Origin of the sequence: Bradyrhizobium sp. HKCCYLS3077 (assembly GCF_051167555.1) — a bacterium.
GTDB lineage: Bacteria > Pseudomonadota > Alphaproteobacteria > Rhizobiales > Xanthobacteraceae > Bradyrhizobium.
The window spans coordinates 655,817-681,908 of record NZ_JBNPTH010000003.1 but is presented as its reverse complement, the minus strand read 5'-3'; the positions used below and the strand labels follow the sequence as shown (position 1 = coordinate 681,908).

The following is a 26,092-nucleotide window of genomic DNA, read 5'->3' as shown; positions in this document are numbered from 1 at the left end:
ATTAGGCCCCCGTGGTGGACTTGACCGCGACTGCACGGATGTTGCGAGCATTCGAGCGCGCCGCCGGGCCGCCACCGAGCTTGACGTAAGCCCGCGAGGCCGAGATCGAGACATGATCGAGCATATACTGACGCTCCTCCCAGCCATCACCGAGCGGCGTGGCCTTCTCCAGAGTGAGCGCGTTGGCGGCAGACCACACCGGCAGCCCAGCGTTGACGCCCGTTTGAATCTTGGCCTCGAACGTCGAGTTGCCCGGCAGGTAAACGTCTAGGATCAAACGAATCTTCGAGTCGGTCCCGGCCTCAAAGGCGCGCGTGATGTAGTCGCCGTTCGGCTGGATCGATCCCGCGACGACTTGCAGGAAAGGCAGCATGAGAGCCGACAGGATGGACGTGCCCGTGATCCGCATGCGGACCTTCAACGTGCCGGTGATCGAGACCGGAAGTTGGATGTTCACCGCCGGGGCCGTGACGTACTTCGCACCGTCCGGTGCCTCGAACTCGACTTCGATTGCCGTCCCTTCAGGGCGCTCGGCCGCGATCAGCGGCATGAGGTCCGAGCAGTTCACGACATCGACCGTGCCAACCTCGATAGAACGCGCCGCCGGCGCATACTTCGCGCAGCGCAGACGGAAGCCCAGCGACCGACCCGGCTTCGGCAACCAAGTGCGCGAGTCCGAGCCGTCGAGGAAAGTGCCCAGCGGGAACGCGTTGCTGGTCACCCAGCCGTTGAGCTGGTCAAAGCCGCCCAGGTCGGCGATAGCGACCGAGTGCGTCGCGTCGTCGGTGAGGAGCGTGATCGCATAGCTGCGATCCTCGCGCAGCGTCACGGGCCGGGCGAACGGCGCATAGGTCCAATCGGACTCGACGCGCGGCGCGACCGAGAGCGGATCGATGACCGTGACGGTGTTCATGTCAATCAGGGACTCGGCGACAACGCGCTCGGTCGGGATGCCCAGCTCGACTTCGCGAATCTGGAGGCGCACCGGCTTGCTGCGGTCGCCGACCTTGGTGAACTTGACATCGACACCGAGCGCTTGGCGCGGCTCGCTCAAGCGGAAGGTCTGCGCGAGCGGGTCGGCACTGTACCAATAGGTCGTGACGACCGTGCGCTCGTTGTTGATGGTGGTGAGCCACCCGTAGGCGGTATAGAGCGCGTCGGCCTTCGAGCCACCCATGCCCTCGAACGCGACGTGCTTCACGCCGACCGGAACACCCGCCGGAATTTGGAATGCCGAGACAACGGTCCCATTGCCATCCGCGCGCACGTTCGGCGGGGTCACGTCGATATCGTCGAACGTGACCTTCTTCAAGACCTCGTTGAAGCCCCACTTGTGGATCGTGAAGCCGACCGACCGCTGGCGGATGTTCTCCTCCGCAGTCGTGACACTGTTCACGATGCGGTCGGTCGTTTGTGTCGAGGTGCCGATCAGCGGCCCGGCCGCAAAGCCGGTGCGCTGCCATGCCACGCGAGACGTGAACACGGAGGTCCACACGTTCTGCGTATCGGTCCACAGATCGACGGACGGATCGAGCGTGACATCGGTCGGGGGCGGCGCGAACGACGCATAGGGGTTGATCTTGGACTCGCCCGTGATCTGGCGCTGCTCGAACACGTTCTCGCTGGTAAAGGCAAGCGTCGTTGCCGACAGCGGCATGATTGAGACGGTCGGTGTCACCGGCAGCCACAGCAGGCCGCCGAAGATCGCGCCGGTCTGAGGCAGGCCCTGGTCCCGCATATCGTCGTCGAGCAGCGGATCGACGAACACGCCGCGCTTCGACGACACCTCCTTGCGGTCTACGTCCCGCTGAAGCCGCTCTTCGGCGACAAGCGCATAGAGACCGCCGACCATCGTTTCGAGGCTGCGCAGATCAGCAAATGGCATGCGGATCGTCGCGACCTGTTTTACGGTCGGCACAAGCCCCCAATTGTTGTAGACATCGGCGAGCTTGTGAAGCGTCGGGGCGACCGTGGCAGGCTGCGGCGCGTAGAGCGAGCTGATGCCCTTCAGGTAAGAGATCGCACCCGCCTGGTCGACCACGATGGCGTCATAGCGCGGCAGCTTCGTGTCATACTTCACGAAGGCCGTGGTGTCGTCGGCAGCGCCGGTGATGTCGAACGAGTCGCGAGTGACGTTCGTCGGCGTCGCATTGGTCAGATAGCGGTACGTGACCTGATAGGTGGAGCCCGGCGCGACCTCCGCGCCGCTCGGCGACCAGTCAACCGCTGCGCCCGTCAGCTTGTAGTCGGCGGTCGGCGCAAAGACGGTCGTGCCCTGCTTGACTTGCCGGATCGAAAGCACGGTCGGGTCAGGCAGCGTGTCCGAAACGCCCGTATAGGTTCCGTGCGTGAGCGTCACGGTCTTTTCGGCGATGATCGTGACTTCCCTCACGGCCGCGATCGGCGCAAAGCGGACCTTGATCGTCTGCGTGCCGGAATTGACCGCGTGAGGCTCGTCATCGATCAGCATGATCTCGGGCTCTTCGGTCACGCGCAGGCGCGCGGAGGCGGGCCGTGTGCGCTTGTAGCCGTAGACGTTGATCGTTCCTTCCGAGATGGTGAAGGCTTGCTTGCCGGTTTCGTCGAGGCCCAGCGCCTTGACGTTGAAGCCCTCAACGACGTAGCCGCCGTGCGCTTCCCGGTCATAGCGCGCGAGCAGGTTCGCCCAGGCATCGTCCATGCCCGGCTCGGTCGGCGTGTCGATCGTGCCGTCCTTGATCGTGTAGATCGGGAAGAAGTCGCCCTGCTCGCCGTCGGCCTCATAGCCCCAACGTCCGAGCATGGCGAGCGCGGACGCTCCCGGCTCGCCCTGAGCACGCGTGCCGGGAGCCATACCCTTGAGCGTCGGGTCCTGCTCATAGGTCACGGTAAAGGTGCGCAGGCGAATGCCAATGACCACGGTTCCGATGGCCGAGATCGTGATGTTGCGCGCTTCGATGTCATGAACAGCGCCGCGAATGTAGACCTTGGCCGCCGCCAAACGCGCCTCGACGGTGCCGTTGGTGATCGGCCCGAGCACGATCGCGCCGCCGCTCACGAGCGAACCGTCGCGCCAGAAGGCATCCGCAATGCCCTTCACGCGGTTCGCCTCAATGTCCTGAATGACATTGATCTCGTTGCTGGTCAGGAAGCGGTCATAGTGAGCCGCAAGACGCTGGTAGCCCTTCGCCCGATCGAAGGTGTTGATGTAGGTCGGGAGTTGGTCGCGAGCGTCTGCCATTAGATCACCAAGACGTAAGAGAAGCCCTGCCGAGAACTCGGGGACCGAGGGATACCGGCGAAGCGGTCGAGCAGAAGCAAGTATCCGGGTTCGGCCACTTCTTCGGGAGTCAAGTATAGTTGCCCTTCGGGCACTCCCGCCGCGCGCACGCTATCGACGAAGATGCCCACTTCGCGGATCGTCTCCGTCGCAGCTTCGAGGAAATCGAACTGTGTGGCGACGTACAGGTAGCGCGTCGCCGTGCTCGATACCGACCAGCGCTCGCCGCCGGGCGTGTAGAGGTTGCCATTCGGGTCGGGCGTAACAAACTCAACGGCGGAAGCCGCGCGGCGTCCGATCTCGCCGGTCAGGGCAACGTCGCTCGCGCTCAGGGACGGCGTGCCGTAGACGGCCTGCGCTTGGACGGTCGCTCCCGAGGGGATCGCGCCGCCGTTGACGCGCGTCACAACACCGCTGTTCGGATCGAACAGGTAGTCAGCGGGCGATTGATAGGTCTGAGCGCTGCCTGCGTTGTTCACCACGACCGAGGCAACGGGCGCGTGATCGAGCGTGAACTTCTCGGGCGAGCCCGCGAAGGTCTTGTTTTTCACGTCGGTCGCACCCCACCACGACGCCCCGCGTCCCCAGGCGAAGAACATCGGGCGAGCTTTGAGGGCGGCGGCCAGACCGGCACGACCGCTATTAACCAGAAGTGCCATCAGGGCCTCCGTAAATGATGAAGGGTTCAAAGTTCCAAGACTGGCCCCAACGGGCGCTGGGCCACGGCATGAAGACAGTGTCGGCGAGGTTGATCGTCTCGCCGGACAGCGCCGCCTGGATCGAGACAACGGACGGTTCGAGGACTTCGCCGTCGAGCTGCGAGCGGTCGAGAACGAAGCCCTCTTCGAAGCGCGCGGTCCCGGAGACCTGGCCGTCCGAGCTGCCCGAGATGTGCGCTCCGAAGTCGATCTCCTCGCCGTGCTGGCGACCGAACGAAAGCTTCGGCGCGATGCCCTCCAGATAGACGCCGGACCAATCGTCGAGCAGAGCACCGTCGAGGGGCATCATGTCGAGCCGTATCGGGCGGATGTCATAGCCGCCATAAACGCGTCCCAGGACGCTTGCAGCGCCCTTGGAGAGGTCTGCAAGGCCGATCAGGTTGAGCAGCATCTTCAGCTCGGGCTCGCCGTCTAGGCCGATCTGGAACAGCCCAAAGCGAACGTCGGCATGCGTGCCGCGTTCATGCACGCCATTGAGGGCAAGCCACTCGAAGATGGTCTGGAACGCCTCCAGACGGCCACGGACGGTCTGCCAACGCTTGCCCTCCTTGTAGAGGCGTTGGTGATCGTCCATGAACGCAGCCGCGTCTTCGAGCCCCCAATGGCGCAGCAGCCACGGCAGCACGTCGTCCGGGATCACGTCGCGATAGCGAATATCCGCGATCTCTTGAACGAGCGCCGCATACCGAGAGCGTGCGTCGGCCGTCCGAATAGCGGCCAGATCTAGCGGCGTGGAGTTGCGCGGCGCGAGATCGACAAGATCGGTCATCAGTATGCCCGACCCATGAAATTGAGCTTGATGGTGCCGAGCGCTACCGCCTCGTTGGACGCGGTCACAACGACGCTGTTGGGCGCTGGCGAGACCAGCGACACACGCTTCACGCCGATCGTCCGCAGCGCGGCAATCGCGAAGTCGGACGTGAAGTCCCAGCCCAAGCGACGCTCGGCCGCGAACTCGGCGACCAGCGCCGCTTGTGATGCGCCCATGGTCGTGTCCATCGTGGCTTCCGGCAGAAGCCAAATGTCGGCCTCGACGTTGACCGTGCGGATCACCGCGCGGACGACGGTGATATGATCGTTGTCCCCACGAACGCCCGGCTGATTGAGCGCAGCGCTCACCGTCGCGAGCAGATCATCGCTCGCCACGCCGCCGTTATCCTTCGAGAGGATCGAGACGATCACGCCGCCTTTGGCATCGCCCGCAACGCCCACGTCATCGACGCGCAGCGGATCGGAGGCGAACGCATAGCGCTTATACCAGTTGTCAGTGAAGCCTCCCTGCCCCTTTTTGGTCTCACGAAGGCGGCGACGCAGGTCTTCAAGCGCCTCGCCATCGGCCCGCGTGAGGTTCCAATCGGAGGCCAGTGCAATCAAATCCGCGCCCTGGGCGAAGTCGGTCAGCGTGGCGCGGAAGGTGTCGTTCATGGCCGAGACCATGAGCAGATCGCCATAAGCTGCGTGACGGCAGAAGCGGTTGAGTGGATCGGACCGCAGCATGTACGTGTCCCAATCGAAACCAACATCGGCGAGCAGGCCGCGTAGTTGAGCGAGGCGGCTGTTGAACAGTGTCTCGAACTCGGGCTCGCGCTCGATGACGGGCAACGGGATATTCGGGAGCGGAGCGTCCATTACACGTAGCTCCCCACGATAACATTGTTCGCGACTACGACGCGGCCCTGAGCGTCGCGCGCTTCCGAGTAGTCGCCACGGTGACCACGCGGGTAATAGATGCCGTCGATGTCGAACGTCGCGTTGCCTTGGTCCGTCATATCGGAGAGCGTCATTTGAATGATGCGAAAGCGCGGCTCTTCAGCCATGAGCGCTTCGGGGTTGATGCGATTGATGGCGTCGGGCACGGCCGCATAGAACTCGATGACCGTCACCTGAGACACGGCACGATCCACAAGGCGCGGCATCTTCGAGCCGAAGTCACGGGCCATCACGAGCGATCCGATGGTGGTCCCGAGAATGGTCGCGATCGATTGCCAGACATCGTCGATGCCTTCCAACTTCTCGCCCGTGGTGAGATTGATCGTCGCCATGAAGCGCACCGTGACGCGTCGGCGCACTGCTCGACAGTCCGTTCCGATCGCCTACTAGCCGACCTTTGCGAAGGTCTGCTTCGCCGGTCCGGCTTCGGTGACAACCTTGTCTTCCGGCATATCGTTCTTGTCCTCGAGTCCGAGGTAAGTCTTGCCGATGGTCTTAAAGGCGGTGGCCGTGTGCAGCGACTGCTTTGTCTTGGACTCGAACTTGTCGTCGGCCTCGACCACGACGTTCTTCGCCTTCAGCGTGATCGTGCCATCCTTCATGACGATCTTGCAGCCCGAGCCTTCGAGAGTGATCGATCCCTTGTCTTCGATGCCCTTGATCAGCCAATCGCCAGTGTTGCGGTCATAGGAGATTTCGCCGAGGATTTCGCTATCTTCGCCTTCCTGGCCGTCCCCGCCGCCATCTTCGCCGCCCTCACCGCCTTCACCGCCCTGCCCGCCGTTGCTCTTTGGCTTCTGGAAAATCTTGCGCCAGACCCCCGCCTTGTCCGTCGTCTCCTTCTCGTCCTCCTGCTCGGTGTACTGCCCGGCGGGCATGACATAGGCGGTCGCAAGCTCACCGCCTTCGGCCAAGAGCGCGACCTTCTCGCCCTTTTCGAGATAATGCGTTTCGCGGTCGCCCTTCGCGCGACCTCCGGTCGCCGGAAGCCAATCGGTCAGGATGTAGTTGTCTTCGTCGTTCTCGTCGCCGATCTCGATCCGGTAGGAAGGCGGGCTCCGCTTGTAGTCCACCTCCTTCACGCGGCCGAACTTCACCACGTCCTGGGCGCGACGGTCGATGTCAGTCGCTTCCGGGTCCGAGACGCCGCCGGTGTACGCGGGATCGCGCAGGAACTTGACCATATCACTCCCCGCGCAGGAACGCTTCGAGCGCGTCCGGGTCGTTGGCGCTCGCCCGAGCGCGCCAGTTGGTGCGATACTTGATGTTCCAGACGAGACCGATCGCGCCGATCGGGCGCTTCACCTGCTCGGTCACCACGTCGATGTCGGACTCAATGAGCCTGATCTGCGCCGACTCGAAACCTGGGATCATGAAGCCGTCGATCGCCGCTTCGATCTCTTCGGCCATATCATCGAGCGCGTCGTCCACCTCGCTCCCGGCGAGCAACATCGCTTCGGTGACAAGCGTGAGATTGCGCTCGACATGGGTGGCGTCTCCCTCCACGCCGTAATCCTGCGGTTTGCCCGTCTCCTCCATGCGCGCGTAGACAAGGATGGCAGGCCCATCCTCTTTCAGCTCTTCTTCGCTGATTGGCGCAAGGCGGCTTTTGTAAACACGCGATTGAGCACGCGTGCGGAAGCTGCCGTCTGGCAGACTGTTCTTCAGCCGGTCAACGAACGACACGCGAATGAGCTTGCGGGGATGCGCCATGTCAGTCGTTTGCCATGAGCAACAGCAGCGTCATGCCGGTGCCATCCGGCCGCTTGTCCTCGATCCAGTATTCCTGATCCTTGATGGTCAGGGCCTCGCCTTTCCGGCCGCCCCTGAGCAGATCGGACGTGCGACATAGGAACGTTGGGCCGGTGGACGTGATGCTCGCACCCATCTGCGCCTGAAACTCCGTTCCGCTCCAGCGGTTCGGGTTCCAGTTGCTTCCTTCGTCGTCGAAGAGACCGGGGATCGGCTTCGGCTCGGCACCGTTGGCGCGCGAGACATACATCGCCTCAACCCCGAACTCGCCGGGGTTGAGGAAGATGAGCAAATCGTTATCGGTCTCAACGGGCATCAAACGCCCGCGTCGCGCAACGCCAACGCTGCGTCGATGTCAGCGTCCGAGATGCCAAAGCCGACGATGTCCTCGACCGCCTTCTGCTTCGGCTTGCCCGCGCGAGCGCCGGACTTCCAAAAGTCCTTCTTCTCGTCGAGCAGATCGAGCGCGTGCATGATCTCGGCCACGCGATTGCTCGCGCCGTCCGCCTGTTGAGCGGGAGGGGCATCAACGGCGGACGGCGCGTCGCCGGGGGCACCACCGGCGGTCTCGGTGCCAGGAAGGTCGCTCGCAGCGTCGGCGACGGTCGCCGGTTCGGCGGCGGCCTGTTCCGGCGCAAGCCGGACGCGGGACGGCCCGAGAGCCTTCGCATCAAGCTCGCTGAAGTCGTGGATCGTGCCGGGGGGATGGTAAATCCCCCCGCGCTTGATCGTCACCAAACCCTCATAGAGCGGCATGGCTTAGAGCACCTTCGCGCCGAGCGTGCCGTTCACGCGGTACGGCGCGATCAGCGGGGCCGACTGACCCAGGATGTAGCGGACGCTCGGGTCCTCCTCCTCCCAGGACTTCACGAAGAAGGCGCGCGGCTGAATGCCCGCCTTCAGGTCCCGGATCGCGCCGTAGTGCCGGACGCCCTCGATCTCACGCGAGGCCATCACGATCTCACCGGCCGGAAGCACGTCCTTCTCCAGGCCATCGAGCGGGTCGATGTACTTGTCGGAGTGCACCCACAGGCGGTAGTCGCCGAACACCGCGACAAGCCGGATGCCGGGGGTGATCAGGATCGGCCCCAGCTCGGCACGCGCCGCCGAAATGGTTTCCTTGGTGTTGTCGATCTGAAGACGCATCGCCTTGCCGACAGCGTCGGTGTCCGGCGCGGCCATCTTCGCGCGGATGACCTTCCACACGTCGGCGGCCAGGATCACGTCACGGCAGGTCAGGCCGGACTCGATGAAGATGTCCTGACCCCACTGCTCGATGTCGTCGAGCGGGTTCACCGCCGCGTTGCTCCACCGATCGTTGCCGGTCAGGACGACGGTTGCTCCGGCGGCGCGGCCGAAGTCCACCTCCTCGCGGGGATAGTCGTCGCCTTCGAGAATCAGTTTGCCGGTGCGGAGCACCTCGGCGGCCATGATTTCCTGGCGACGCGTCCACATGTCGAGCTGTTCCGACAACGAGAAGGCGATCGAGGCTTGCAGGCGCTGTTCGGGCGTGAGGCTGCCGCCGATCTTCTCACCGGCGCGGCGCTTGAACTGCTTGTTCGGATCGAAGACGCGCTTGTCCTTCACGTAGGCCGGTGCGATCGAGGCAGTCTTGTAGCCCTGCTCGCGGATCACCTTGCCAGCCACGATCGGGGAGACCAGCGGCGTGATCAAACGCCGACCCTTCACCTTATCGAACTTGACATCCTCCGTGTCGGAGGTCTCGACGGTGGTGAAGAAGGTGTTGAGGAAGAAGAACGCCGAAAGCGGCAGCTCCTCCACAACGCGGTTGAGAGCGGTAGTCGAAAAGAGGTCCATAGTGGGGCTTCCCGTTGAGATGCTTCGTTGGAGTCTCGGTTAGCCCATCGGCTTCACGAGCCAGATCGACTTCGTGCGGAAGACCGCATCAATCGATCCGAGGGTGTGGCCTGCGCCCAGCACGAGCGCGTCCTGATCGAACTCACCGGCGATGAACACGATGGTCTCGACATCCTTCGTGGCCGCATCGACCCCTTCGGACAGGATCGCATCCGGCACTTCGGAGCCATCGGTCGCTGCCTTCAGCGATTTGATGTACTTGCCGTTGGCGGTGATCTTGCCGAGCACGGTCGCTTCCGCGAGCACACCCGCACCGGCCGAGATGGTGACCTTGCGGGCGCGCCAATGACCGAGCGCCCAGGTCTTCTGGATGAACGTGCCTTCGTCCTGATACTTCGCCACTGTTGCGGCTCCTTAGTTAGCGGTCGCGGCCTTGAAGGACGCGAGAATTGCATTGACGGCGGCATCGTCGCCCGTCGCGGACTCGGTGGCACCGGCGGGCGACACGTCGGCATTCGCCTTGGTGTCTTCCTTGATGTCAGCGGCGCGCGTGGTGCGCTTGGCCTTTTCAGCGGCCACGATGATCGCCGAAAACTCATGAGCCGAAGAGCCCGTTTCGATAGCCTTCTGGGCTTCGGCCTCATATCCTGGCAGCGTGAGCCCCATGATGTCGGTCACGCGCCTGCGCTCGGCAGCGCGTGCTTCGGCAGCCGCGTCCACGGTCTCGACAGTCGTGGTTGCGGCAGTCTGCGTGGTCGCTGCCGAAGCAGCGGCGGCAGCCGCAGCGGCGGCGGCTTCAGCTTCGGCCGCCAACTGCTCAGGGGTCTTGTCCATAGTCTCACTCTCCATTTGGCCGGTGGCGGCCGGGTTGAATCCGAAGGATGCCTTCGGGCTATCGCCGCGAGCGAGGCTCGCGAGAACCTGTTCGAACGTCGCGATGCCATCGGCCATTCCGGCGGAAACAGCCGCCTGACCAATCAGGACATCGCCCTGGCCGAAATGTTCGAGGACGTGATCGACGCTCTTGCCGCGATACTTCGCGACCGTCTCGACGAACACGGCAGCCATGGAGTCCACACGCGCCTGGACGCGGTCGCGGCCTTCCTTGGTGTTGAGATCGACGCGCTTGTATGGGGACTGCGACGACACGAACTCATAGGTCTTGATGCCGCGCGCCGCGTCCTGGCCGGACGTGTCCCGGTAGCCCGAGACGACGCCCAGCGATCCAACGCTCGCGGTCGGCCCGACGAAGAACTCGTCTGCCGCAACGGCCGTCCAAAGCGCGGCGGAGGCCGCCTGATCGCCTGCGTAGGCCACGATGGGCTTGCGGCCCCTGATGTCGTGGATCGCGCTGGCAAGCTCCGCAACGCCCGCCGCCTCGCCTCCGAGTGAATGGATGTTGAGCAGGATCGCGCGCACCGAGGCATTGTCCATCGCGGTCTGAAGATCGCGCCGGACGGTCTCGTATGCGGTCGCGCCGCAGAAAGTCGTCATCAGGTTCGCGCGCTTGAACAGCGGGCCGGTCACGTCGATGATCGCGACACCGTCGCGAACCGTCGCGCGCTCGGCACGCGCCAGCTCTTGCGCCCGGTAGGCTTCGAGCATCTGCGGATCGAGGCGATCTTCCCGCGCGGCGATCTCCAACAGCTGACGCAGTGCTGCTTCGTCGATCGCCCAATTGGCGGTCAGCGCAGCATCAAAGATCAGCGGATTGCGGACGTTGATGGTCATTTCTCGGCCTTCTTCGGCTTCTTCGGTTCGTCGGTCGGCTGCTCGCTCACGTCTTCCTTGACTTGCGAGCCCATGCCGGACGGCGCGAGGATTTCGGGTTCGAGCTTCGCGGCGGCGCGAGCTGCGTGTTCCTTGGCCCGCTGCGCGGTGGTCTGCTCGAAGTCGTCGCCGCCGCGCTCGATGATGACGGCCTCGACGGTGCGAGCACCGAGGTTCACGGCTTCGGTCTCGGCCTTCCATTCCTTGAGCGGGTCGAGGATGATCCGAGCCGGGCCGATCCACTGCGCACCGAGCCACGCCGCGCGCTTGACCGGGTCCTCGAAGAAGCCGGGCGCGGTGATCAGACCGGCGTTGATCGCGTCGGTCATGAACCACTCGTAAACGGGGTCGCAGAAGTTGCGGACAAGCCACGTCCGGCGGTCGCGGAAGAACATGGCGGCCATCTCCAGGGCCGCGCGCGAAGCGCTGTAGCTCGCCGTGAAATGCAGCATGAGCATTTCGAACGGGATCGAGAGTGCGACGCCGATCTGCCGCACGACGGACGTGAAGAACGGATCGAAGTTGGCGGTGTTGGCGGGTTGAGCGGTCTCGATGCTCTCGTTGGTCCCGATGTCAACGACCGTCCCCGGCCCCATCGTGACTTCACCGGGGCCGAAGAAGTCCGCGCTGGTTGGATGCTGCCCAGGCGCAACGGCGGGTGCCAGGCCGTCGTCCCCATCGGTCTTCAGGAAGACCGTGAAGAACGACGACACGACCGCCTTCATCAGCTCGGCGTCGGTGAAGCGGTCGAGCTGCTTCAGAAGCTCGATGACCGGCGCGAGCTGCGGAATCCCACGATGCAGGCCAGGGCGAAGGCGCTCGAAGATGTGCAGCACCATCTGCTCGCCAGACTTCGCCCCGAAGGCGGGAATCTCGCGATAGTTGGTGATCGTATAGTTCGGGTTGTCGCCCGGATGGTCGTCGAGGACGTAGTAGCTCACCGGCGCGCCGTCGTCGTCAATCCTGACGCCGTCGCGCACGTAGTAGTCGCCCTGCTTATCGGTTGGGGTCGCGACGCGGTCGGCCTCGACCACATTGAGCGCGAGAGGCACGATTGCGTTCGGGCGCTTGGGCGTCCGCCGCAAGACGAACGTGTCGCCCGACTCGAACACGCTGTTGAATACCAGCGACTGAAGTTCGTAAAAGTTCTGCGCGAGCGAGATGTCGCAGAGCTTGGACTGAGCCCATAGGTCGAACAGGGTCTCGGTCTTGCGCTCCCACTTATCAGCAGCCTCCGGGCTGAGCCCGAGCAGATCGTACTTGATCTTCGAGCGGGCGCGGAGCCCCGAGCCGACAATGTTCGCCCGCGAGGTGGAGCGCGCGCCGGTGGCGATCGGGTTGTTGCGGTTAAGGTCACGCGAACGGCTGCGCAGCGCCGGGAGATCGCCGATCGAGTCGCCATCTGCCGAGCCGCCGTGCGGACGCCACGCCTTCAGGGCCGCCCGGTTGCTCCGCGCACCGGCGTACTGGCCTGCAAGGTTCAAGGCGATCCGCGTCTGATAGCGCCGCGTGGCGTAGGCCGGTGCGACGCTCGCCAGAAGACGGTCGGTAAACGTGGGTGCGGCGAGCTTCATCACAGCGGGATCACCCGCTGCATCTTGATGCCGCCTGCCTTCTGGCGAGCTGCCTGCTTTTCGAGACGCTGCGCGCGCTGATCGAGCTGCCGCAGATCGGCGCGCCAAAGCTCACGATCCTTGACCGTATAGCGCTGACCGTTCGACTCGACCGTGCTGATCGAGTTTAGGGTCTCTTCAAGCTGCTCTTCGACGCTCTTTGCCATGTCCCGAAGCTAAGGGACGTGGCCTCCTCGAAAGAGATCGTTCGGGTAGCCGTCCAGCGCGTCGTCGGACTGCAGTTGCGTACTCGCTTAACGAGGCGAGGGGTAATTGTTCTGCCGGTCGAATGGCTTGCAGTTCCACCAGGTTAACGCGAGCGCCACAGGCGTATTCCTGCCGACCTCTTGCGCTAAGTAAAGGAAGCTGTAGCACAAATCCCATCATTGATTTAACATCCCGCAAGCTCTTTCACTTTGTCGGAGCAGAAAATGAACTCGCAAAGAAGAACTCAAACGCGCCGGACATTTGGCAATGCGAGATGGAGGCTGCCGGCGGCAGCTTTTTCCTTATTGCTTTGGCCCGTCGGAGATGCGTTTTCACAGGGAAGAATGGCTGATTGGTCCACCTGCTGCTTAGGCCTGACATTCCAACTTGGCCGCGCTGTTGAAGAAGCCACCGCCAAGAACGGCGTGGCGATGAAGCCGCCTAACGAACGATCGATGGATTTGATCTCAGCGAAATTCTCTCGCTATCCAGAGCAATGCCGTCGGCTTTCAGAGCTACTCTCGATCTCGGCCAAACGAAACGCGTATTATCCCATTGTTGTTGCTAAACGTGTTTGCGAAACAGTCGCCGCTAATGACGATGGCCTCTTCGAGATCAAGTTCTACGGGACTCTACCTTACAACGAGCTGGAGCAATCGAAGCGATATCGATTGACTTTCTTCTCGCGCTTGCAAGATCTATCTATATCAACAGCCCAAGGAATGAGCACGTCACGAAATGTTTTTATCGAGGTGGTTCTAAATGTAAACGTTCAGTATGAGCCCGCTCCGGGAGACAGCACCGCGCAACCAATCGTAAGCATAAGCTGTCGCGGGCGATGGCGACACTTCTTCACGAGACCAGACAAGCTCGACGAACTCTTCAACAGCAATACCGAGGCTTTTTCGGTCATCCAGAACGACGAGTGCGAGTCTTCGATTAAGAACTCTCTTGAGAGCCCGCCTAGTCTAATATCCAGCAGATAAAGGCAAGCGATGAAAAAACGAGAAGTGCGCAATATAGCTGGCTCAATCATTCTTATTGGGCACCTGGCCTGCATTGCGCTTATTTTGCTAAAGTGGAGGTCAATGAGCGATCTAATCTCGCTTGGCGCACCAATTCTTCCCGTGGTTTCGTATGCCTTTGTGAATGTAATTCGGTTTGCGATTAAAAACGAACTGTTCGGAGACGATGGGCAGCCAACATTTTTCCTTTTTACATTCGCATCAATACTGCTGACTGCTTTTGTTATTCTAGGAAATGTTGCAGTAATATTGATGGTCGACTCAGATTTATTAGGGACCAGCATTACGGTGAGTCAAGGACGAGAAATCATCACTTGGCTAGAGTCGGCACTAGGTGGCGGATACGCGCTTCTGATCGAGGGATTGTTTCAGATGCCACACGGTCAAACAAAGGCCCGAGCTGGCCAACGTTGATTGGCGCCCCGCCATTCACGGACCAAAGTGATCTTCGCTACTGATCGGGCGCACTGGCGAGTTCCTTACTAACTATCCGGAGGGTAGCAGGGCCACAGTCTACCTCCCACATGCGGCCAAGCTCGACGCGCCTCCAGATATCATCGCCATCGTACCGCTGCTCACGATTCTAATCCACGACTGCGGATGCGCCTGGGCGCATGGCTGCGCGAGCCATTCGGATCGAATGATATCGACATCGTCCGGCGGCACGCCACCGGCCAGATACACGCGCAATAGCATCTTGATCGTGCCCGAGACGGCAGCCTTGCCCTTCTCCATGTTGTAGACGTGGTCGGTACCATGCCGCTCAGACAAGCCGAGGGCGCGCACAAGCTCTTGCGCGGTAAGCGGGCCGCCGCCCGCTTTCCACATGCGGCCCAGCTCCACGCGAGCCTTCCGAATATCACCGCCGGTCATGTCGCTCCTCACGACTGCACACCACGGCTGCGGATGCGCCGCCTGGGTGCGTGGCTGCGCGTTGCTACTTCTTCCCGCGACTGGCGCGGCTCCTCCTCCCGGACGCCCTTTGACTGCACAGGTGCAGCATTCAGAACGTGGGCCGCCGCAGCGCGGAGCGCCATCATGCGACGCTCCATATTGATGCCGAGGGAGAGCCGTGCGGCGATGTTGTAAACGCGCAGGTCCAGCGGCTCGTTGCGCTGTTGGACTTTGTGCCATTCCTTGACGGTGAAACCCTTCTTGTCGGTCTTCAGTACTGCCTTTTCGGCGGTCAATCCGTCGAAATACTTCTTGTCATAGTGCTCGGCGATCGGGAAATGGCAAAATCCAGGCCCCGGCTCCTGAATTTCCAGGCGCTTATAGTGCATGTCTTTCGCCTGATCGACGCCCAGGACGAAAATGGTTACGTTCTTCGCTTTGTTGACGGTGCCCTTTACCGGCCAGATCGGCCGACCGGGACCAGCCATGCCTTTGATAGCGTACACGCGCCTCCCCATGCGAGTACGAACGAAGTTATAGACGTGCTGGGTGAAGTGTCCGCCCGAGTCAATACACGAAGCCTCGACCCGCATCTCAACGCCCGCTGGGTGCCGGAAAGTCCGAAGCAAGGCATTATCGATGACTTCCCAAAATCCCGGCGTGTTGGGGACGCCGTAGTGCACCTTGTAGTCGAGTGACCACGACTCGTCGTCCGCACCCCATCCACACCACTCGATCTCGGCCCGGTCGTCCTGAATATCGACCGACGCGGTGATCGTGCCGACGCCGAACGGCAGAACGACAGCAGCATCATACTCCTCGCGGCGGCCATAGATGCTGTCCGGGTTCGCACGCTCCCCGCGCTCCTCCCAAGTCTCGGCAAGCCGGGTGTTGACCCAGGTCTTCAACCGCTCCGGGTGCTTGCGCACGAGCACGAAGTCGCGCGCCATCTCGCCCAGGGCACGCCACGGTGAAGCGATACGGTTGAGGTGAAATCCCGCGTGCCCCTTTACCTCCGGGCGCGTGGCGATCCAAACACCGCGCGAGATCGCTTTCAGCCGCTCGGCCTCGCTCCAGGCGCGATCACAAAGCTCGCCGGTCTTAGGGTCCATGTATTCGCAGTGATAGCGCGCCTCCATCGGCTTGCCGTCCGGCCAGCGGACTTGCTTCCACTGCAATTGCTGCATGTGGCCGCATTCCGGGCACGGCACGAAGAAGCGCCGCTGATCGCTCTCCTCATAGGACGCCTCGATACGCGACGCGCCCTTAATCGTCGGCGTCGAGACCAGCGCGATCTTGCGATTCCAGAACGTCGTGGTGCGCTCGATCGCCAGCGAGACGGGATCGCCTTCTTTACCGGCGCTCGCCTCATAGCGATCGACTTCGTCGCAGAGCAGTATGCGGATCGGACGCGACGCGAGCGACGCGGGCGAGTTTGCACCCGCCATCGTGATATGGCCGCCCGCATACTTCTTGTGGAGGATCGTGTCTTCGGAGTCGCGCGCAGCGTTGCCGAGCTTCGCGGCGAGCTCGGGCGTGTCGCGGATCATCGGCGCGAGACGATCCTTCGAGTATGCCTCTGCCATCTGCAACGTCGGTTGCAGGATAAGCATCGGACAAGGATCGAGGTGGACGTGATAACCCGCGACGTTGTTGATGACTTCTGTCTTCACCGTCTGAGCCGCGACCATGCAAGTGATGATCTCGATCTCAGGATCGGCGAAGGCGTCCATGATGCCGCGCGACGGCTCGACGCGTGCCGTGGACCATTTGCCCGGCTCCGATGAAGCCTCCGGCGAGAGCACGCGGTATTCGTCCGCCCATTCCGAAACGGTTAGGTCCGGCGGCGGACTGAAGCTTTGTGCGATGATCTGGCGCACCTGGGCGCGAAGTCGCGTCTCATACGCGGGATCGGCTCCATACTCGGCCAGAACGGCGATAGCTTCAGGCATCGGGCTTGCGCTTGTATTCAAAGCAACGCTGGCGCGCGTCCGTGCGCTCGCCGCAATGGATCGACTCCGCGCGCTTGCAGACTCCAATCCAGTCGTCCTGCTTTTCCCAGCCGGTGCACACCTCGCAACTGTTCGGCGGCCACCGCATCCAAGAAGGTTTGAACTCGCTACTCGCCATCTGCGGTCACTTCCGGTTCGTCCTGGGGCTCGGCGTGCGGCTCTTCCTCGATCGGCGCGTCGGCGTAGGACTTAATTTCGTTGAGGGCTTCGAGGATCAGGCGCTCGACTTCGTTCACGAGCGTCTTCGTCCCTTCGGGCGAGCCAACTTCAAGCTGGATCGCAGGCCGTAGCTTCGACGGAATGCCGAGCAAGCGAGCCCGCGCGTTCGCGATCTCGTTGCTCAGCACCTTCACGACCATGTCGATCGGCCGGACAAGACCCATCTCTTGGGCCAACTCCAACTCGGATAGCTTCGCTTTCGCGATCTCGTTGCGGAGCCGCGCCTTGTCCATGGTGATGTCGTCGCCGCCATCGTTCACGGTCGCGGCTGTCTTGGCCTTCGCCTCGCCGCGCGCTCGCGCGAGTAGCCACTTCACGCACTCGGCGGTGTCATACTCGAACTGCTTTCCCCGGCTGCCCTGCGACTTCACCGGCATGCCGTCCTCCGTCCATGAGCTGATGGTCGGAAGCGAGTAGCCCAGGATGTCCGCAAGCTCTTGGCGATTGACGATTGTTCCCATGGCGCTACCGCACCGGCTGCAACTGCATCGGTGGCAAGCCGGGCTCGACGTTTTTGGCGATCAGGTCGCGGACCACGATATCGATCTGGCGAAAGGTCGAAGCGAGATCGCCGTCATAGTTCAATACGCAGCGGTCCGACTTAACGTCGGCCTGGGCGCGCTCGGTGCGGTGATCTTGCGGCATCTGGCCTGGACGGATCACCTCCAGAACCATGCCGCCTTGATGGCCGATCCAAACGCCCTCGTTGGCGTGGCGGACATCCTCGACCACGACACGCGTGGGGCTCTCGAACAGAAGCTTGTCGGCCTCCGTATCGATCCAGAAGTCTTCGCCCATATAGTCGCGACCCGAGCCGCCCAGCCACTCCATCGCCTCGCGGGGCGACTTGCCTCCGAGCCAATCGGTGCGCGTTTCCTTCAGATCACCCTCAACCAGGCGCTCGGTGGTCCGGTGGTCGCAACCCCGGTAGGCCAGATAGGCGCGCAGCATCTCCTTCAGCGCGCCAGCGAACCGGCCACGCACGAAGCCGTGGTGCTCGATTAGATACCGAGCCACCGTGGTCTTGCCGGACCCGATCAGCCCCTTGATGCCGACGATGATCATTCGCTCGATTGCTCCGTTGGGGCCATACGGTCTCCCACCGGATTATTTCTTTCGAGGTTACTTTGGTATCCTTCGAGCCCTGCACATTGCCCAACGGACAGTTTTGCAATTTATCCGCCGCAAACTCGCAAGAATACCTATTCGGCACACGCGGAAGTATGCTCCCCGAAAAGGGGTGTCCTAGGAACAACAACCGCCTTTTGAAAATTCGCACCTAGAAATGTGTCGAGGTCGCGCGTCACCCGCCCTGGGGGGCGCCCTGGAAGGACCCAAATACCCTTTTTGCACCGCACAAACGAAGGATATTCTCTTGAGTAATGATCAAATAGGACAAAGGTGCTGTTTTGGCGTAAGAAGGGATGAAATCGCCGCTACCATCGGTTGCGGGTCGTCGCCAATTGGGCCATTGAAACGCCGCTGATAGACGCCGGATTATGGCGTTATCCCAATGACTTAGCTCATAACGGCGACAGCGAAGCGCGATGCTAGCGCGCCAAAGATCGCGAGGCGCTAAACGCGCTCCAAATCAAAGCTATCACTCTGATATTTCGACGTTTTTTTGGCGCGCGCGCTCGTTTCACAGGTGCAATTGCCCTCGCCGTCCGGTCAAACGCCGGTAGCGGCCTTTTTGTCCTTTAAATCCGTTTGACGGTCCGCTGCATTGTGTGGCCTAAGACGGACACTGGCGGGACAGTCCCGCCAAGCCAACGGACGAAAGCCAAATGCTCGATTCAGCGCTCTTGAACGAATACCGCAGAATCCGCCTCGCTTATCCGACTCGTGACTGCGGCTTCGCGCTCCATTGGGCGCGCGCCAATGTCGCCAGCGGCAAGGCATGGGGAATTGGCTATCCCTCTTTTATCCCCGCCGCGACCGTTGGCGCGCCGTTCAAGGTTGGCGGCGATTTCTGCCGCTGGATTGAGACTCCCGACCAATACGGACTCCGCTTTGTCGGCTTCGCTGACAACATCGCGCCGCGTTCGGTCCGTCATACGGGATGGTTTCTTGATGACGAAGGCATGGGCGAAAAGGCGCGCGGTGTTGTGTTCCGCCTGCCCTCGCGCAACGGCCGCGCGCTGCTAGTGGCTGGCATCGCGGACCCGTACAACAATGGTCCCGCCATTGTGTCGTTTGAGTCCACGGAAGACGAAACCACGGCCGCGATTTGGGCTGATCATTTGGCGGACCGTTACGCCGCTGCCGAACGCGACTATCAGCGCGTCACTAGCGCGCGCTCGTTTCGACGAATTGGCGGACCATATCAGCGGCGAGCGTAAGCAATGCCTCGCTTTGATCGCAGAACTAAAGCCCCGTATGCGCTCGTTTGGTCCCGCAACGTGTAAGGCGTTGCGCGGTGCGGTTGCTGATTTGCTCGAAAGCATCAGGCAGGCCCGGCAAGAGCGCGCTGACATTTTCGACGCGTTCGGCTCGCATGCGGCATGGGAGTCCTAAGCCATGCCTAGCACTCGCTTTAACGTCACGGTCCGCCGTCTTTCCACGGGCACAGACTGGCACATTACGCTTTTTGCAGCCGACGCGGAAAAGGCATGCGAGCGCGCAACAGACCGCGCGCGCCTCGCCTGCAAGCTGACACGCGCAAAAATCGCCGAACTACACGGCAAGGGAATCGCGGTGCTCCGCGTCGTCTCTTGCGAGGTTTCGCCTGATCAATCCCGCCCGATTTTCTGAACTAAGGACTCCACCAATGCGATTTTATGCCGCTTGCCTCGCCTCCTATAACAACGGCCGCTTGCACGGCGTTTGGGTTGATGCGTCTGATGATATCGACGCAATGCAGGACGCGATTGACGCGATGTTGCGCGCCTCGCCTTTCCCGAACGTCAAAGTGAAGCATCCCGAAACAGGCGAATTTGTTCCGAGCGCTGAAGAATGGGCGATTCATGATCATGAGGGTTTCGGCAAGCTAGAGGAGTACACGGGATTCGCCGAAATCGCCGAAATCTTCGCAATCAACGAAGTTGCTGAAGAGCACGGCATTCCGCTTGCCGTTCTTCGCGAGGCAATGAGCGACGCGAACGCAAGCGACGCGGAAAGCTTCATATCGGACAACTACCGGGGGAAATACGACTCTTGGCAGTCATTCGCTGAAGAGTTCATTCCGGAGTGTCACGACCTAAGCGGCATTCCCGATTGGCTGCAAGGCCGCATCGATTGGGCAGGCATCGGACACGACCTTGAGGTTAGCGGCGATTTCAGCGGCATCCGACATGCCGATGATTACTCGCTTTACATTTTTTGGAACCACTAATTAGGACGCGGACCGATGCCAGAATTTATCTTGAACGTGAACGATTACCGCGCCTTTGAAAAGCTTGACGCGTTCACGCGTGGTTACATTGCGGCAATGTTCTTCACTGAGACTTGTCACGACTATGAATCGGAGGAATGGTTTTCAGATGCAAGCCAAAAAGCGTTGATGGAAGGCCGCGTTAGTGGCTCCGTTCCTGAAGATGCGGGATTCGATGATTTGTCAGCCGACGCGCTCGCCGAAATCATCGCCGATTGCGAGGCTTTCCAACGGGAAAACGAAGCACTCTTAGAGGCTGCTTACGAAACGCCACGCTATGACGCGGACCGCGCGGGAAATGATTATTGGTACACGCGCAATGGTCACGGTTGCGGATTTTGGGACCGTGGACTCGGCGATATCGGCGACAAGTTGAGCGACGCTTGCCGCTATTCGACTGTTGATCTTTTCTACACGGAAGCCGGGAAGGTGTGCATCGCATGATCACATTCCGGATTAATGGTGCAGGCTTTAGAGGCTGCACCGTACCCGGCAAGGAAGCCGGCTTAGTCGGCTTTTATGACGCGGGAATCCCCTACCGCCCCGATAACGACGCGGTCCGCGCTGCTCTCCCGTTTCGTTGGCGGAAGGCGTTCGATCGCGCGGGTGGTGCATGGTGGTTCGATGGTGACAGCGCCCATGTCTGCGTTCGAGACAGACACGGCCGTAACCTAACGATCATATACGCGCATGGCGTGAAAGGCTGAAAACCATGGGACTTTCACACCGCAGGCTTTGCGAGCGCGCGCGCGAAAAATGGGATGCGGCGTCTAAGGCGCTCTGCGATTGGGCCATTGCAAACGGCTACGGCAACGTTCGCCACTCGGATTTAGAGACTGCCCTAGCCAATGAGCCGGAAGGCTTGCGGCTGCTATCGGCTGACATCCAAACGAGCGTGGCACTTCGGAAGGCTGAAGACGACGCGGTGTCAGCCGGTCACGCGTGGCGCGGAACGTTCGGCATGATCTTTTGGTACTCGCCTAGCGAAGTCCGAAGATTTGCCGCAAGCCGACGCAAACACGGCTAGCACGCTCCTCAATCGGCGTTTTGGCGGGTGGCGCACGCTTACCCGCCTTAAGGCGTTGGGAAGGCCGCACGGTGCGGCCTAGTCGAGAGTACAACGGAATGAAGCATCTCGTTTGCGCGGCATTGGTCGCGCTCGCCTGTCCCGCCTATGCGGCACCGTCTGCTAGTGACGTGAACAAGATCATTGAAGCGCCAACAGACGCCAACCTAGAGGCGTTTGACGGTCGCTTCGGAGACGGTGCCGCGCGCGAGGCGTTAACGCCGCTTTGCGTATGGGGAAAGCCTGCTTACCTGCTTTCTCGCATGCCAGCGGGGCGCGCGGGATTTGACGCGCTCTTAGTCCGCCGTCCGGACGAACAAGCCCCGTTCTTTGTCATGCTCAAACGCGGACTCCCGCTATCAGCCGCATGCAGGATCTAGCTAGCGCATAGGAAGAACGGCCGCGCCTCGATTGTGCGGCCGTTTCGCTATGCGCCTTCGGCGCGATCGATAGGAGGGAATCAGCCGATGACGCGCGGCCATAGCGGCGCGCGCTACGGTCCGCCGTGCGGTTTGCGGCGTGATCGAACGCGCGCGCGTGTTAACAAGGCTGTGACAAGGCGTCGCACCATGGCGACTAATCGGCAACCGCTAGGGCGCTGTGACGCTGTCCCGCGCGCGATTTGCGACCACGGGCAGGAAGCCATTAGGAGGCCGCTGGCGCGTGTCTCGTTGCGGGGTCTAAGTAGCGGCCGTGTGTCGGGACCGCGCTAGGCGGCGCGCGCTGGCGCGGCGCGAGGCATCCAAAGCGCCCATGGTCCGACGACCCTCTAGGCGTGTGAGAAGGATTTTTCAGCCCGATCCGGCCGTAATAATGTTGCCGGGCATGTGCCAGCGATCGAAGTTGCCGGATCGAGGAATCGGGGGAGTCGATCTCCCGCGAGAGCACCTGCGAAAAAAATTTTTCCCGCGAGTGAGAGATTCTGCTGGGAGACCGGTAAGGTCTCCGCCAACCGTCTAGATCTCCCCTGCTATTCCATAGGCGCTAACGTCGGGTTGCACTCGGACAGCGGGCACCAGGCGGGAGGTCCGAGATGGGCCGGGATCGGACCTACGGCGAAACAGCGACTCTTGTCTTATGGGACTGCATTTGCAACCATGGACTGGTCAAGCCAATCCGTAGTCGACGAGCGCAGAAATGACCGGCTCTAATTGTATAGCAATTTCAGGAGACCTGCTTCCTATCTCGTTGAAGCATAAACTATTGTTATTTGACCAAGTACTACTTGTGAACCTTGCCTTCACCAAATGTCTAATTCATGGTGTTCGCCATCGCCACACGGCGTTCGAAGAAATGATAAATGACATCGAATATTTGGAGGATCATGGCTTACTACGCGACGCTGGCGATATCGAGGACGCAACTCTTAAAATCATGGATGAACTGAAGGAGACAGACACCCCCCTTATGACGAGTGTCGACTTTCAGATGGCGCTAATTGCGATCAATGCTGGCCTTAGGACAAGCGAAGCATTCAAAGACGCATTAGCAACAACGCCGACCTCTGAGCGCAATACGAAAATGATTGAAGAGCGACGTAATATAAAAATAACAGAAGCGGTCGGTCATCTAACCACTCACGCACAATTTGCCTCGCGCGTGCTTGCTAATTCGTTCAGATCAAAGGGTGTCGATGCAACCCCAGTGATATCTGAGAGTTTCGTCGTTCCAGATCAATGGAAATCGAAGGGCTCATTTCAACAAACAAACTTAACTGATGTAGTATTGAAGAACCTTCCCGTGCCCTCGGACATGACACCATGGGAGCAGATTATTGACTTCAGAAATGATCCAGAGGCGCGAGGCTATCTTGCGGGATTGAGGCTGTGGATGGCGGAAACATCGCGGATGCAGCTTCCGCTAAGAGAAGCAGAGGAGAAGTTGGAGTGGCTTCTTTTTCAACAGTCGCAGCATCTCAAGGCCCATCGGATTGAGAGTACAATGGGAACATTTGGAGCGGTATTTGTCGCAACGGTTGAAGCCCTGGAAAATCTGGCAAGGATCCGATGGGGAAAGGTGGCACGAGACATCGTGGCTTTAACAAACCGAAGGGCGGAGCTGTTAAAGTCAGAAATGGCAGGTCCGGCAAGAGAATTAAATTTTATCATTCGGGCCAAAGACCAATTTGGCGAATGCTAAATTGTCGGCCGGGTATTGAGTCTGATGCGAAACAACAGCCGTTAAGACGCAAGGCCGCGTTGGGTCAAATGCTGCTTTCGGGCCGGCCAGTGGCCTCCTCCTGGTTGCAACCGGACTGCGGACATCGCAACGCCGGCCTGGGCGTCCCGGCGGCTCCCGTCCCTACCGCTCCGAGGCACCGAGGATCGCGCGGAAGAAGTGACGCGGGAAACGGGCCTCGACGACGCCGGACACGGTGCCCTTAAAGTCCCACACCTTCACGATCTTCGCTTCGTTCTGGAGCACGGCAAGGGTTTGGAGCGGTTTGCGCGCTCTGCCCTTCCGGCGGACGACGAACACCTTCCCGTCCTTGCCCTTCACCTGGAACGTTTTCTTCCTCTGCCCATCCATGCGCTTCAACTGGCGGCGCACAACCGTATGGATCGGCGCGCTCGCGATCGAGCCATAGGGCTTGATCAGAATGCCGCCGGTGGCGAGTCGTCCGGTTGATGGGTCTCGCCTACTGCGGATCGACAGCTTGTTGTCGGGGTGCTTGTCCGCGCCAGCGCCGACAACATGGCGCTCCATGTACTTGTCGATCGAGCCGACGACGGCGGTGAGCTTATTGCCGTTGGCAGGCCGGATGCGGATGCCCGTGAGAATCCAGTTGCGGCGAAGCACGAACAGGCCGGGCACTTCGGCCTTCAAGGCAGCCTGGGCGTCCTTCGCGGTGAACGTGAGGGCCTTCGCTGTTGCCGTGTTGACGCTGCTCGTGCGCAACTGCTCGATGCGCTTGCGCCACTCCGCGTCGTCGAGTTTCAGCGTGAGTTGCATCAGAGATGCTCCCGCACGATCTGCTCGACCATGTCGGCCATCTCTTCAGGGGTGTCAGCCTTCAGCGTGACGATGGTGAAGCCGAGCGCGATCAGCTTCTTGTGCCGATCCTTCTGCGCCTTCGAGCGCGAGCCGGTGGGTGTCTTCAGCTCGATCGAGAGCAGACGGCCGCCGAACATGTAGACCCGCACGTCGGCCTCACCGGCGGTCATCCCCGTGACCTTTGCCTCCATGCGCTCGCGACGACCGCGCTTCGCGCGGTTCATGTCGCCGGCGCATGTGAACGGCAAGCCACGGTCCTCCATCTCGTGGAGGCGGGCAATGACAGCGGCCTGATAGCGCCACTCGGGGATGGTGTTGACAATGCGAGTTTCCATGATCCGCAGGGTGAAGCGGATCACCGGCGCGTAAGAGACTAATCCGATAGCCTTAGTTCCGCAGCCAACTTCGACGCATTTTCGATTGGGACAACGGTCCAGGAGGGACGAAAATCCCAACAGTTCCTATTCGGGATTCTGAAGACTGACTGCTCTGATCTCGCCTTGAGGTATGAACGTAATCCGCTTATCCACCACCAGCAAAAGGCCAGCAGAAGACGACCGGAGAATCCTCGCATCGACGATTACGCCTGCCTTGGTGTTGACAACGTACATGAATCGATCGGCCAACTCTATCGAGACTTGGCAAATGCCCGCTTGGAATATAATGGTCCACCAACCAAGCCCTACCCAAGCCAGATTAGACCATTTCTGCGCATGATCTAGCGCAATCAGTCTGCCTGTAAACGCGGCCCAGGGAAGAATGAAGCCAATCAATATCGCGAAATTCTGGGGCAATTGAGGATCTAGAGTTCTGGGTTGAAAGTAGACAATTCCCCAAGTTGAAACCGTCGCACCGATCCCTGCAAGTAGTATTTGCAGCCACGCAGAGCTCGCTCGCACGACAATTGCCGTGATGGCTCCTCCGATCGAAATAGCAGTCAACGAGACACCGAGCGAGTAAACTAGATTGCTGATATCAATCAATCCCAAGAAGTGAATACCAATCTTCCAAAAGTAGCCAACATTGAAGATCGCAAGAGTTGAGATCGTCGCTAGCGATATCGCCGAAGCATGCTTGTTCAAGTAATCAAACACGACCGGAACTCTCTTGTGGGGCAATCAACTTCGCGCTGATAGCACTTTTTACACAGCCTGTCGTTCTGGTGAGAGACGGACAGTTGGAGCTGTTAGCCGAACAGGGTCTCTACCAGCCTGCTTTCTCAGGGCATGCTCTTTCAGCCCTCCGTCTGCACTATCGGTAATGCAACATTGCGAATAAATGGTCGGAGCCCTCCAATCCATGACCCCGACCATCGGTTACTGACAAGATCAATTGTTCAGTTCACTGCCGATCCTTGAATCTCCGCGCCCACCTTCCCAAGGGGCGCGGGTTCGCGTATGCTACTCTGATCTGGTCGTTGTAGAGCCAAATTCTAAAGTATCTCCATTCGTGGCCAGAGTCCTGGTGACCGGTCAAACAGTAAGCGTTGAAATTTCCCGCGCTGTACTGTTCGGGCCTAACAGGCCATACCCAACCGACGCTTGGGCAGGCACCGTTTTGGAACCCGTGACAGAACTCGGCCTTCTTGTCCTTCGCAAACTCGCATGCCCACTTGGTGACGATCACTTGCCGTGGCACCAGCACGCACTGTTGTCTCTCTA

At 60.7% G+C, this 26,092-nt stretch carries 29 protein-coding genes; 7 read left to right on the top strand and 22 right to left on the bottom strand.

Features of this window, described 5'->3' with window-relative positions; genetic code table 11:
- Position 1 precedes the first annotated feature (1 nt).
- From ACQR0Z_RS15040 to ACQR0Z_RS14975, 14 genes are read right to left on the bottom strand one after another with little or no spacing between them, the layout of a single operon-like run.
- Positions 2-3,220, bottom strand: a complete 3,219-nt coding sequence (locus ACQR0Z_RS15040) for a DUF4815 domain-containing protein (protein ID WP_434919112.1) — start codon at positions 3,218-3,220, stop codon at positions 2-4.
- Positions 3,220-3,918 carry a hypothetical protein gene (locus ACQR0Z_RS15035; RefSeq protein WP_315826127.1) on the bottom strand — a complete coding sequence of 233 codons (699 nt, stop codon included), beginning with the start codon at positions 3,916-3,918 and terminating at the stop codon, positions 3,220-3,222. Before ACQR0Z_RS15035 ends, ACQR0Z_RS15040 begins: the two co-directional genes overlap by 1 nt.
- Positions 3,902-4,747, bottom strand: a complete 846-nt coding sequence (locus ACQR0Z_RS15030; protein WP_434919111.1) for a hypothetical protein — start codon at positions 4,745-4,747, stop codon at positions 3,902-3,904. The genes ACQR0Z_RS15035 and ACQR0Z_RS15030 overlap by 17 nt, the downstream gene beginning before the upstream one ends.
- Positions 4,747-5,607: a baseplate J/gp47 family protein gene (locus ACQR0Z_RS15025; protein ID WP_434919110.1), complete on the bottom strand. Its 861-nt coding sequence runs from the start codon at positions 5,605-5,607 to the stop codon at positions 4,747-4,749. Before ACQR0Z_RS15025 ends, ACQR0Z_RS15030 begins: the two co-directional genes overlap by 1 nt.
- Positions 5,607-6,020: a GPW/gp25 family protein gene (locus ACQR0Z_RS15020; RefSeq protein ID WP_434919109.1), complete on the bottom strand. Its 414-nt coding sequence runs from the start codon at positions 6,018-6,020 to the stop codon at positions 5,607-5,609. Before ACQR0Z_RS15020 ends, ACQR0Z_RS15025 begins: the two co-directional genes overlap by 1 nt.
- A 54-nt stretch (positions 6,021-6,074) precedes the next feature.
- A complete protein-coding gene (locus ACQR0Z_RS15015; protein ID WP_434919108.1) occupies positions 6,075-6,872 on the bottom strand; it encodes a hypothetical protein in 798 nt (265 codons plus the stop codon).
- A 1-nt stretch (position 6,873) separates the two neighbouring features.
- A complete protein-coding gene (locus tag ACQR0Z_RS15010; RefSeq protein ID WP_315786919.1) occupies positions 6,874-7,401 on the bottom strand; it encodes a hypothetical protein in 528 nt (175 codons plus the stop codon).
- A 1-nt stretch (position 7,402) separates the two neighbouring features.
- Positions 7,403-7,756 (bottom strand): head-tail joining protein, encoded by a 354-nt coding sequence (locus ACQR0Z_RS15005; protein WP_434919107.1) that lies wholly within the window; start codon positions 7,754-7,756, stop codon positions 7,403-7,405.
- Entirely contained in the window at positions 7,756-8,196 is a 441-nt protein-coding gene (locus tag ACQR0Z_RS15000; protein WP_434919106.1) for a hypothetical protein, read from the bottom strand. The genes ACQR0Z_RS15005 and ACQR0Z_RS15000 overlap by 1 nt, the downstream gene beginning before the upstream one ends.
- Positions 8,197-8,199: 3 nt before the next feature.
- Positions 8,200-9,258 carry a major capsid protein gene (locus ACQR0Z_RS14995; RefSeq protein ID WP_315826119.1) on the bottom strand — a complete coding sequence of 353 codons (1,059 nt, stop codon included), beginning with the start codon at positions 9,256-9,258 and terminating at the stop codon, positions 8,200-8,202.
- Between the two features lie 39 nt (positions 9,259-9,297).
- Positions 9,298-9,660 carry a head decoration protein gene (locus tag ACQR0Z_RS14990; protein ID WP_434919105.1) on the bottom strand — a complete coding sequence of 121 codons (363 nt, stop codon included), beginning with the start codon at positions 9,658-9,660 and terminating at the stop codon, positions 9,298-9,300.
- 12 nt (positions 9,661-9,672) lie between these two features.
- Entirely contained in the window at positions 9,673-10,989 is a 1,317-nt protein-coding gene (locus ACQR0Z_RS14985) for a S49 family peptidase (protein ID WP_434919104.1), read from the bottom strand.
- A complete protein-coding gene (locus tag ACQR0Z_RS14980) occupies positions 10,986-12,602 on the bottom strand; it encodes a phage portal protein (RefSeq protein ID WP_434919320.1) in 1,617 nt (538 codons plus the stop codon). Before ACQR0Z_RS14980 ends, ACQR0Z_RS14985 begins: the two co-directional genes overlap by 4 nt.
- On the bottom strand, positions 12,602-12,808 hold the full coding sequence (locus tag ACQR0Z_RS14975; protein ID WP_315786930.1) for a hypothetical protein: 207 nt from the start codon (positions 12,806-12,808) through the stop codon (positions 12,602-12,604). The genes ACQR0Z_RS14980 and ACQR0Z_RS14975 overlap by 1 nt, the downstream gene beginning before the upstream one ends.
- A gap of 264 nt (positions 12,809-13,072) precedes the next feature.
- Here ACQR0Z_RS14975 and ACQR0Z_RS14970 point away from each other — a divergent pair, with 264 nt between their 5' ends.
- Positions 13,073-13,834: a hypothetical protein gene (locus ACQR0Z_RS14970; RefSeq protein WP_434919103.1), complete on the top strand. Its 762-nt coding sequence runs from the start codon at positions 13,073-13,075 to the stop codon at positions 13,832-13,834.
- A gap of 102 nt (positions 13,835-13,936) precedes the next feature.
- A complete protein-coding gene (locus ACQR0Z_RS14965) occupies positions 13,937-14,287 on the top strand; it encodes a hypothetical protein (protein WP_434919102.1) in 351 nt (116 codons plus the stop codon).
- Positions 14,288-14,386: 99 nt separating this feature from the next.
- Here the strand turns inward: ACQR0Z_RS14965 and ACQR0Z_RS14960 are convergent, their stop codons facing one another.
- The 5 genes from ACQR0Z_RS14960 to ACQR0Z_RS14940 are packed head-to-tail and all read right to left on the bottom strand — an operon-like array spanning position 14,387 to position 18,063.
- A complete protein-coding gene (locus ACQR0Z_RS14960) occupies positions 14,387-14,746 on the bottom strand; it encodes a hypothetical protein (protein WP_434919101.1) in 360 nt (119 codons plus the stop codon).
- A gap of 8 nt (positions 14,747-14,754) precedes the next feature.
- Positions 14,755-16,719 (bottom strand): phage terminase large subunit family protein, encoded by a 1,965-nt coding sequence (locus ACQR0Z_RS14955; protein WP_434919100.1) that lies wholly within the window; start codon positions 16,717-16,719, stop codon positions 14,755-14,757.
- A complete protein-coding gene (locus ACQR0Z_RS14950) occupies positions 16,712-16,897 on the bottom strand; it encodes a hypothetical protein (RefSeq protein WP_315741040.1) in 186 nt (61 codons plus the stop codon). The genes ACQR0Z_RS14955 and ACQR0Z_RS14950 overlap by 8 nt, the downstream gene beginning before the upstream one ends.
- Positions 16,887-17,459 carry a terminase small subunit gene (locus ACQR0Z_RS14945; RefSeq protein WP_315741039.1) on the bottom strand — a complete coding sequence of 191 codons (573 nt, stop codon included), beginning with the start codon at positions 17,457-17,459 and terminating at the stop codon, positions 16,887-16,889. The genes ACQR0Z_RS14950 and ACQR0Z_RS14945 overlap by 11 nt, the downstream gene beginning before the upstream one ends.
- 4 nt (positions 17,460-17,463) lie before the next feature.
- Entirely contained in the window at positions 17,464-18,063 is a 600-nt protein-coding gene (locus tag ACQR0Z_RS14940) for a deoxynucleotide monophosphate kinase (RefSeq protein WP_315786937.1), read from the bottom strand.
- Between the two features lie 722 nt (positions 18,064-18,785).
- Between ACQR0Z_RS14940 and ACQR0Z_RS14935 the strand changes: the two genes are divergently transcribed.
- From ACQR0Z_RS14935 to ACQR0Z_RS14915, 5 genes are all read left to right on the top strand, one after another.
- A complete protein-coding gene (locus ACQR0Z_RS14935) occupies positions 18,786-19,340 on the top strand; it encodes a hypothetical protein (RefSeq protein ID WP_434919099.1) in 555 nt (184 codons plus the stop codon).
- Between the two features lie 178 nt (positions 19,341-19,518).
- Entirely contained in the window at positions 19,519-19,752 is a 234-nt protein-coding gene (locus tag ACQR0Z_RS14930; protein ID WP_434919098.1) for a hypothetical protein, read from the top strand.
- Between the two features lie 16 nt (positions 19,753-19,768).
- A complete protein-coding gene (locus ACQR0Z_RS14925; protein ID WP_434919097.1) occupies positions 19,769-20,332 on the top strand; it encodes an antirestriction protein ArdA in 564 nt (187 codons plus the stop codon).
- Between the two features lie 15 nt (positions 20,333-20,347).
- Positions 20,348-20,815: a hypothetical protein gene (locus ACQR0Z_RS14920; protein WP_434919096.1), complete on the top strand. Its 468-nt coding sequence runs from the start codon at positions 20,348-20,350 to the stop codon at positions 20,813-20,815.
- Positions 20,816-22,574: 1,759 nt separating this feature from the next.
- On the top strand, positions 22,575-23,576 hold the full coding sequence (locus ACQR0Z_RS14915) for a hypothetical protein (RefSeq protein WP_434919095.1): 1,002 nt from the start codon (positions 22,575-22,577) through the stop codon (positions 23,574-23,576).
- Between the two features lie 162 nt (positions 23,577-23,738).
- Here ACQR0Z_RS14915 and ACQR0Z_RS14910 read toward each other — a convergent pair whose 3' ends face one another.
- The 3 genes from ACQR0Z_RS14910 to ACQR0Z_RS14900 form a co-directional block, all read right to left on the bottom strand.
- Positions 23,739-24,389, bottom strand: a complete 651-nt coding sequence (locus tag ACQR0Z_RS14910) for a hypothetical protein (protein ID WP_434919094.1) — start codon at positions 24,387-24,389, stop codon at positions 23,739-23,741.
- A complete protein-coding gene (locus ACQR0Z_RS14905) occupies positions 24,389-24,790 on the bottom strand; it encodes a hypothetical protein (protein WP_434919093.1) in 402 nt (133 codons plus the stop codon). The genes ACQR0Z_RS14910 and ACQR0Z_RS14905 overlap by 1 nt, the downstream gene beginning before the upstream one ends.
- Positions 24,791-24,892: 102 nt before the next feature.
- On the bottom strand, positions 24,893-25,525 hold the full coding sequence (locus ACQR0Z_RS14900; protein ID WP_434919092.1) for a hypothetical protein: 633 nt from the start codon (positions 25,523-25,525) through the stop codon (positions 24,893-24,895).
- Between the last annotated feature and the right edge of the window lie 567 nt (positions 25,526-26,092).

Coding starts and splice junctions, on each gene's coding strand:
- ACQR0Z_RS15020 (WP_434919109.1), bottom strand. CDS start 6,020: ATGGCGACGATCAATCTCACCACGGGCGAGAAGTTGGAAGGCATCGAC.
- ACQR0Z_RS14985 (WP_434919104.1), bottom strand. CDS start 10,989: ATGACCATCAACGTCCGCAATCCGCTGATCTTTGATGCTGCGCTGACC.
- ACQR0Z_RS14950 (WP_315741040.1), bottom strand. CDS start 16,897: ATGGCGAGTAGCGAGTTCAAACCTTCTTGGATGCGGTGGCCGCCGAAC.
- ACQR0Z_RS14935 (WP_434919099.1), top strand. CDS start 18,786: ATGCTCGATTCAGCGCTCTTGAACGAATACCGCAGAATCCGCCTCGCT.
- ACQR0Z_RS14915 (WP_434919095.1), top strand. CDS start 22,575: ATGACCGGCTCTAATTGTATAGCAATTTCAGGAGACCTGCTTCCTATC.
- ACQR0Z_RS15010 (WP_315786919.1), bottom strand. CDS start 7,401: ATGGCGCATCCCCGCAAGCTCATTCGCGTGTCGTTCGTTGACCGGCTG.
- ACQR0Z_RS14965 (WP_434919102.1), top strand. CDS start 13,937: ATGAGCGATCTAATCTCGCTTGGCGCACCAATTCTTCCCGTGGTTTCG.
- ACQR0Z_RS14955 (WP_434919100.1), bottom strand. CDS start 16,719: ATGCCTGAAGCTATCGCCGTTCTGGCCGAGTATGGAGCCGATCCCGCG.
- ACQR0Z_RS15000 (WP_434919106.1), bottom strand. CDS start 8,196: ATGCCGCTCTATGAGGGTTTGGTGACGATCAAGCGCGGGGGGATTTAC.
- ACQR0Z_RS14925 (WP_434919097.1), top strand. CDS start 19,769: ATGCGATTTTATGCCGCTTGCCTCGCCTCCTATAACAACGGCCGCTTG.
- ACQR0Z_RS15015 (WP_434919108.1), bottom strand. CDS start 6,872: ATGGTCAAGTTCCTGCGCGATCCCGCGTACACCGGCGGCGTCTCGGAC.
- ACQR0Z_RS14975 (WP_315786930.1), bottom strand. CDS start 12,808: ATGGCAAAGAGCGTCGAAGAGCAGCTTGAAGAGACCCTAAACTCGATC.
- ACQR0Z_RS15030 (WP_434919111.1), bottom strand. CDS start 4,747: ATGACCGATCTTGTCGATCTCGCGCCGCGCAACTCCACGCCGCTAGAT.
- ACQR0Z_RS15025 (WP_434919110.1), bottom strand. CDS start 5,607: ATGGACGCTCCGCTCCCGAATATCCCGTTGCCCGTCATCGAGCGCGAG.
- ACQR0Z_RS14930 (WP_434919098.1), top strand. CDS start 19,519: ATGCCTAGCACTCGCTTTAACGTCACGGTCCGCCGTCTTTCCACGGGC.
- ACQR0Z_RS14940 (WP_315786937.1), bottom strand. CDS start 18,063: ATGATCATCGTCGGCATCAAGGGGCTGATCGGGTCCGGCAAGACCACG.
- ACQR0Z_RS15005 (WP_434919107.1), bottom strand. CDS start 7,756: ATGCCCGTTGAGACCGATAACGATTTGCTCATCTTCCTCAACCCCGGC.
- ACQR0Z_RS14960 (WP_434919101.1), bottom strand. CDS start 14,746: ATGACCGGCGGTGATATTCGGAAGGCTCGCGTGGAGCTGGGCCGCATG.
- ACQR0Z_RS14910 (WP_434919094.1), bottom strand. CDS start 24,389: ATGCAACTCACGCTGAAACTCGACGACGCGGAGTGGCGCAAGCGCATC.
- ACQR0Z_RS14980 (WP_434919320.1), bottom strand. CDS start 12,602: ATGAAGCTCGCCGCACCCACGTTTACCGACCGTCTTCTGGCGAGCGTC.
- ACQR0Z_RS14945 (WP_315741039.1), bottom strand. CDS start 17,459: ATGGGAACAATCGTCAATCGCCAAGAGCTTGCGGACATCCTGGGCTAC.
- ACQR0Z_RS14920 (WP_434919096.1), top strand. CDS start 20,348: ATGCCAGAATTTATCTTGAACGTGAACGATTACCGCGCCTTTGAAAAG.
- ACQR0Z_RS15040 (WP_434919112.1), bottom strand. CDS start 3,220: ATGGCAGACGCTCGCGACCAACTCCCGACCTACATCAACACCTTCGAT.
- ACQR0Z_RS14970 (WP_434919103.1), top strand. CDS start 13,073: ATGAACTCGCAAAGAAGAACTCAAACGCGCCGGACATTTGGCAATGCG.
- ACQR0Z_RS15035 (WP_315826127.1), bottom strand. CDS start 3,918: ATGGCACTTCTGGTTAATAGCGGTCGTGCCGGTCTGGCCGCCGCCCTC.
- ACQR0Z_RS14995 (WP_315826119.1), bottom strand. CDS start 9,258: ATGGACCTCTTTTCGACTACCGCTCTCAACCGCGTTGTGGAGGAGCTG.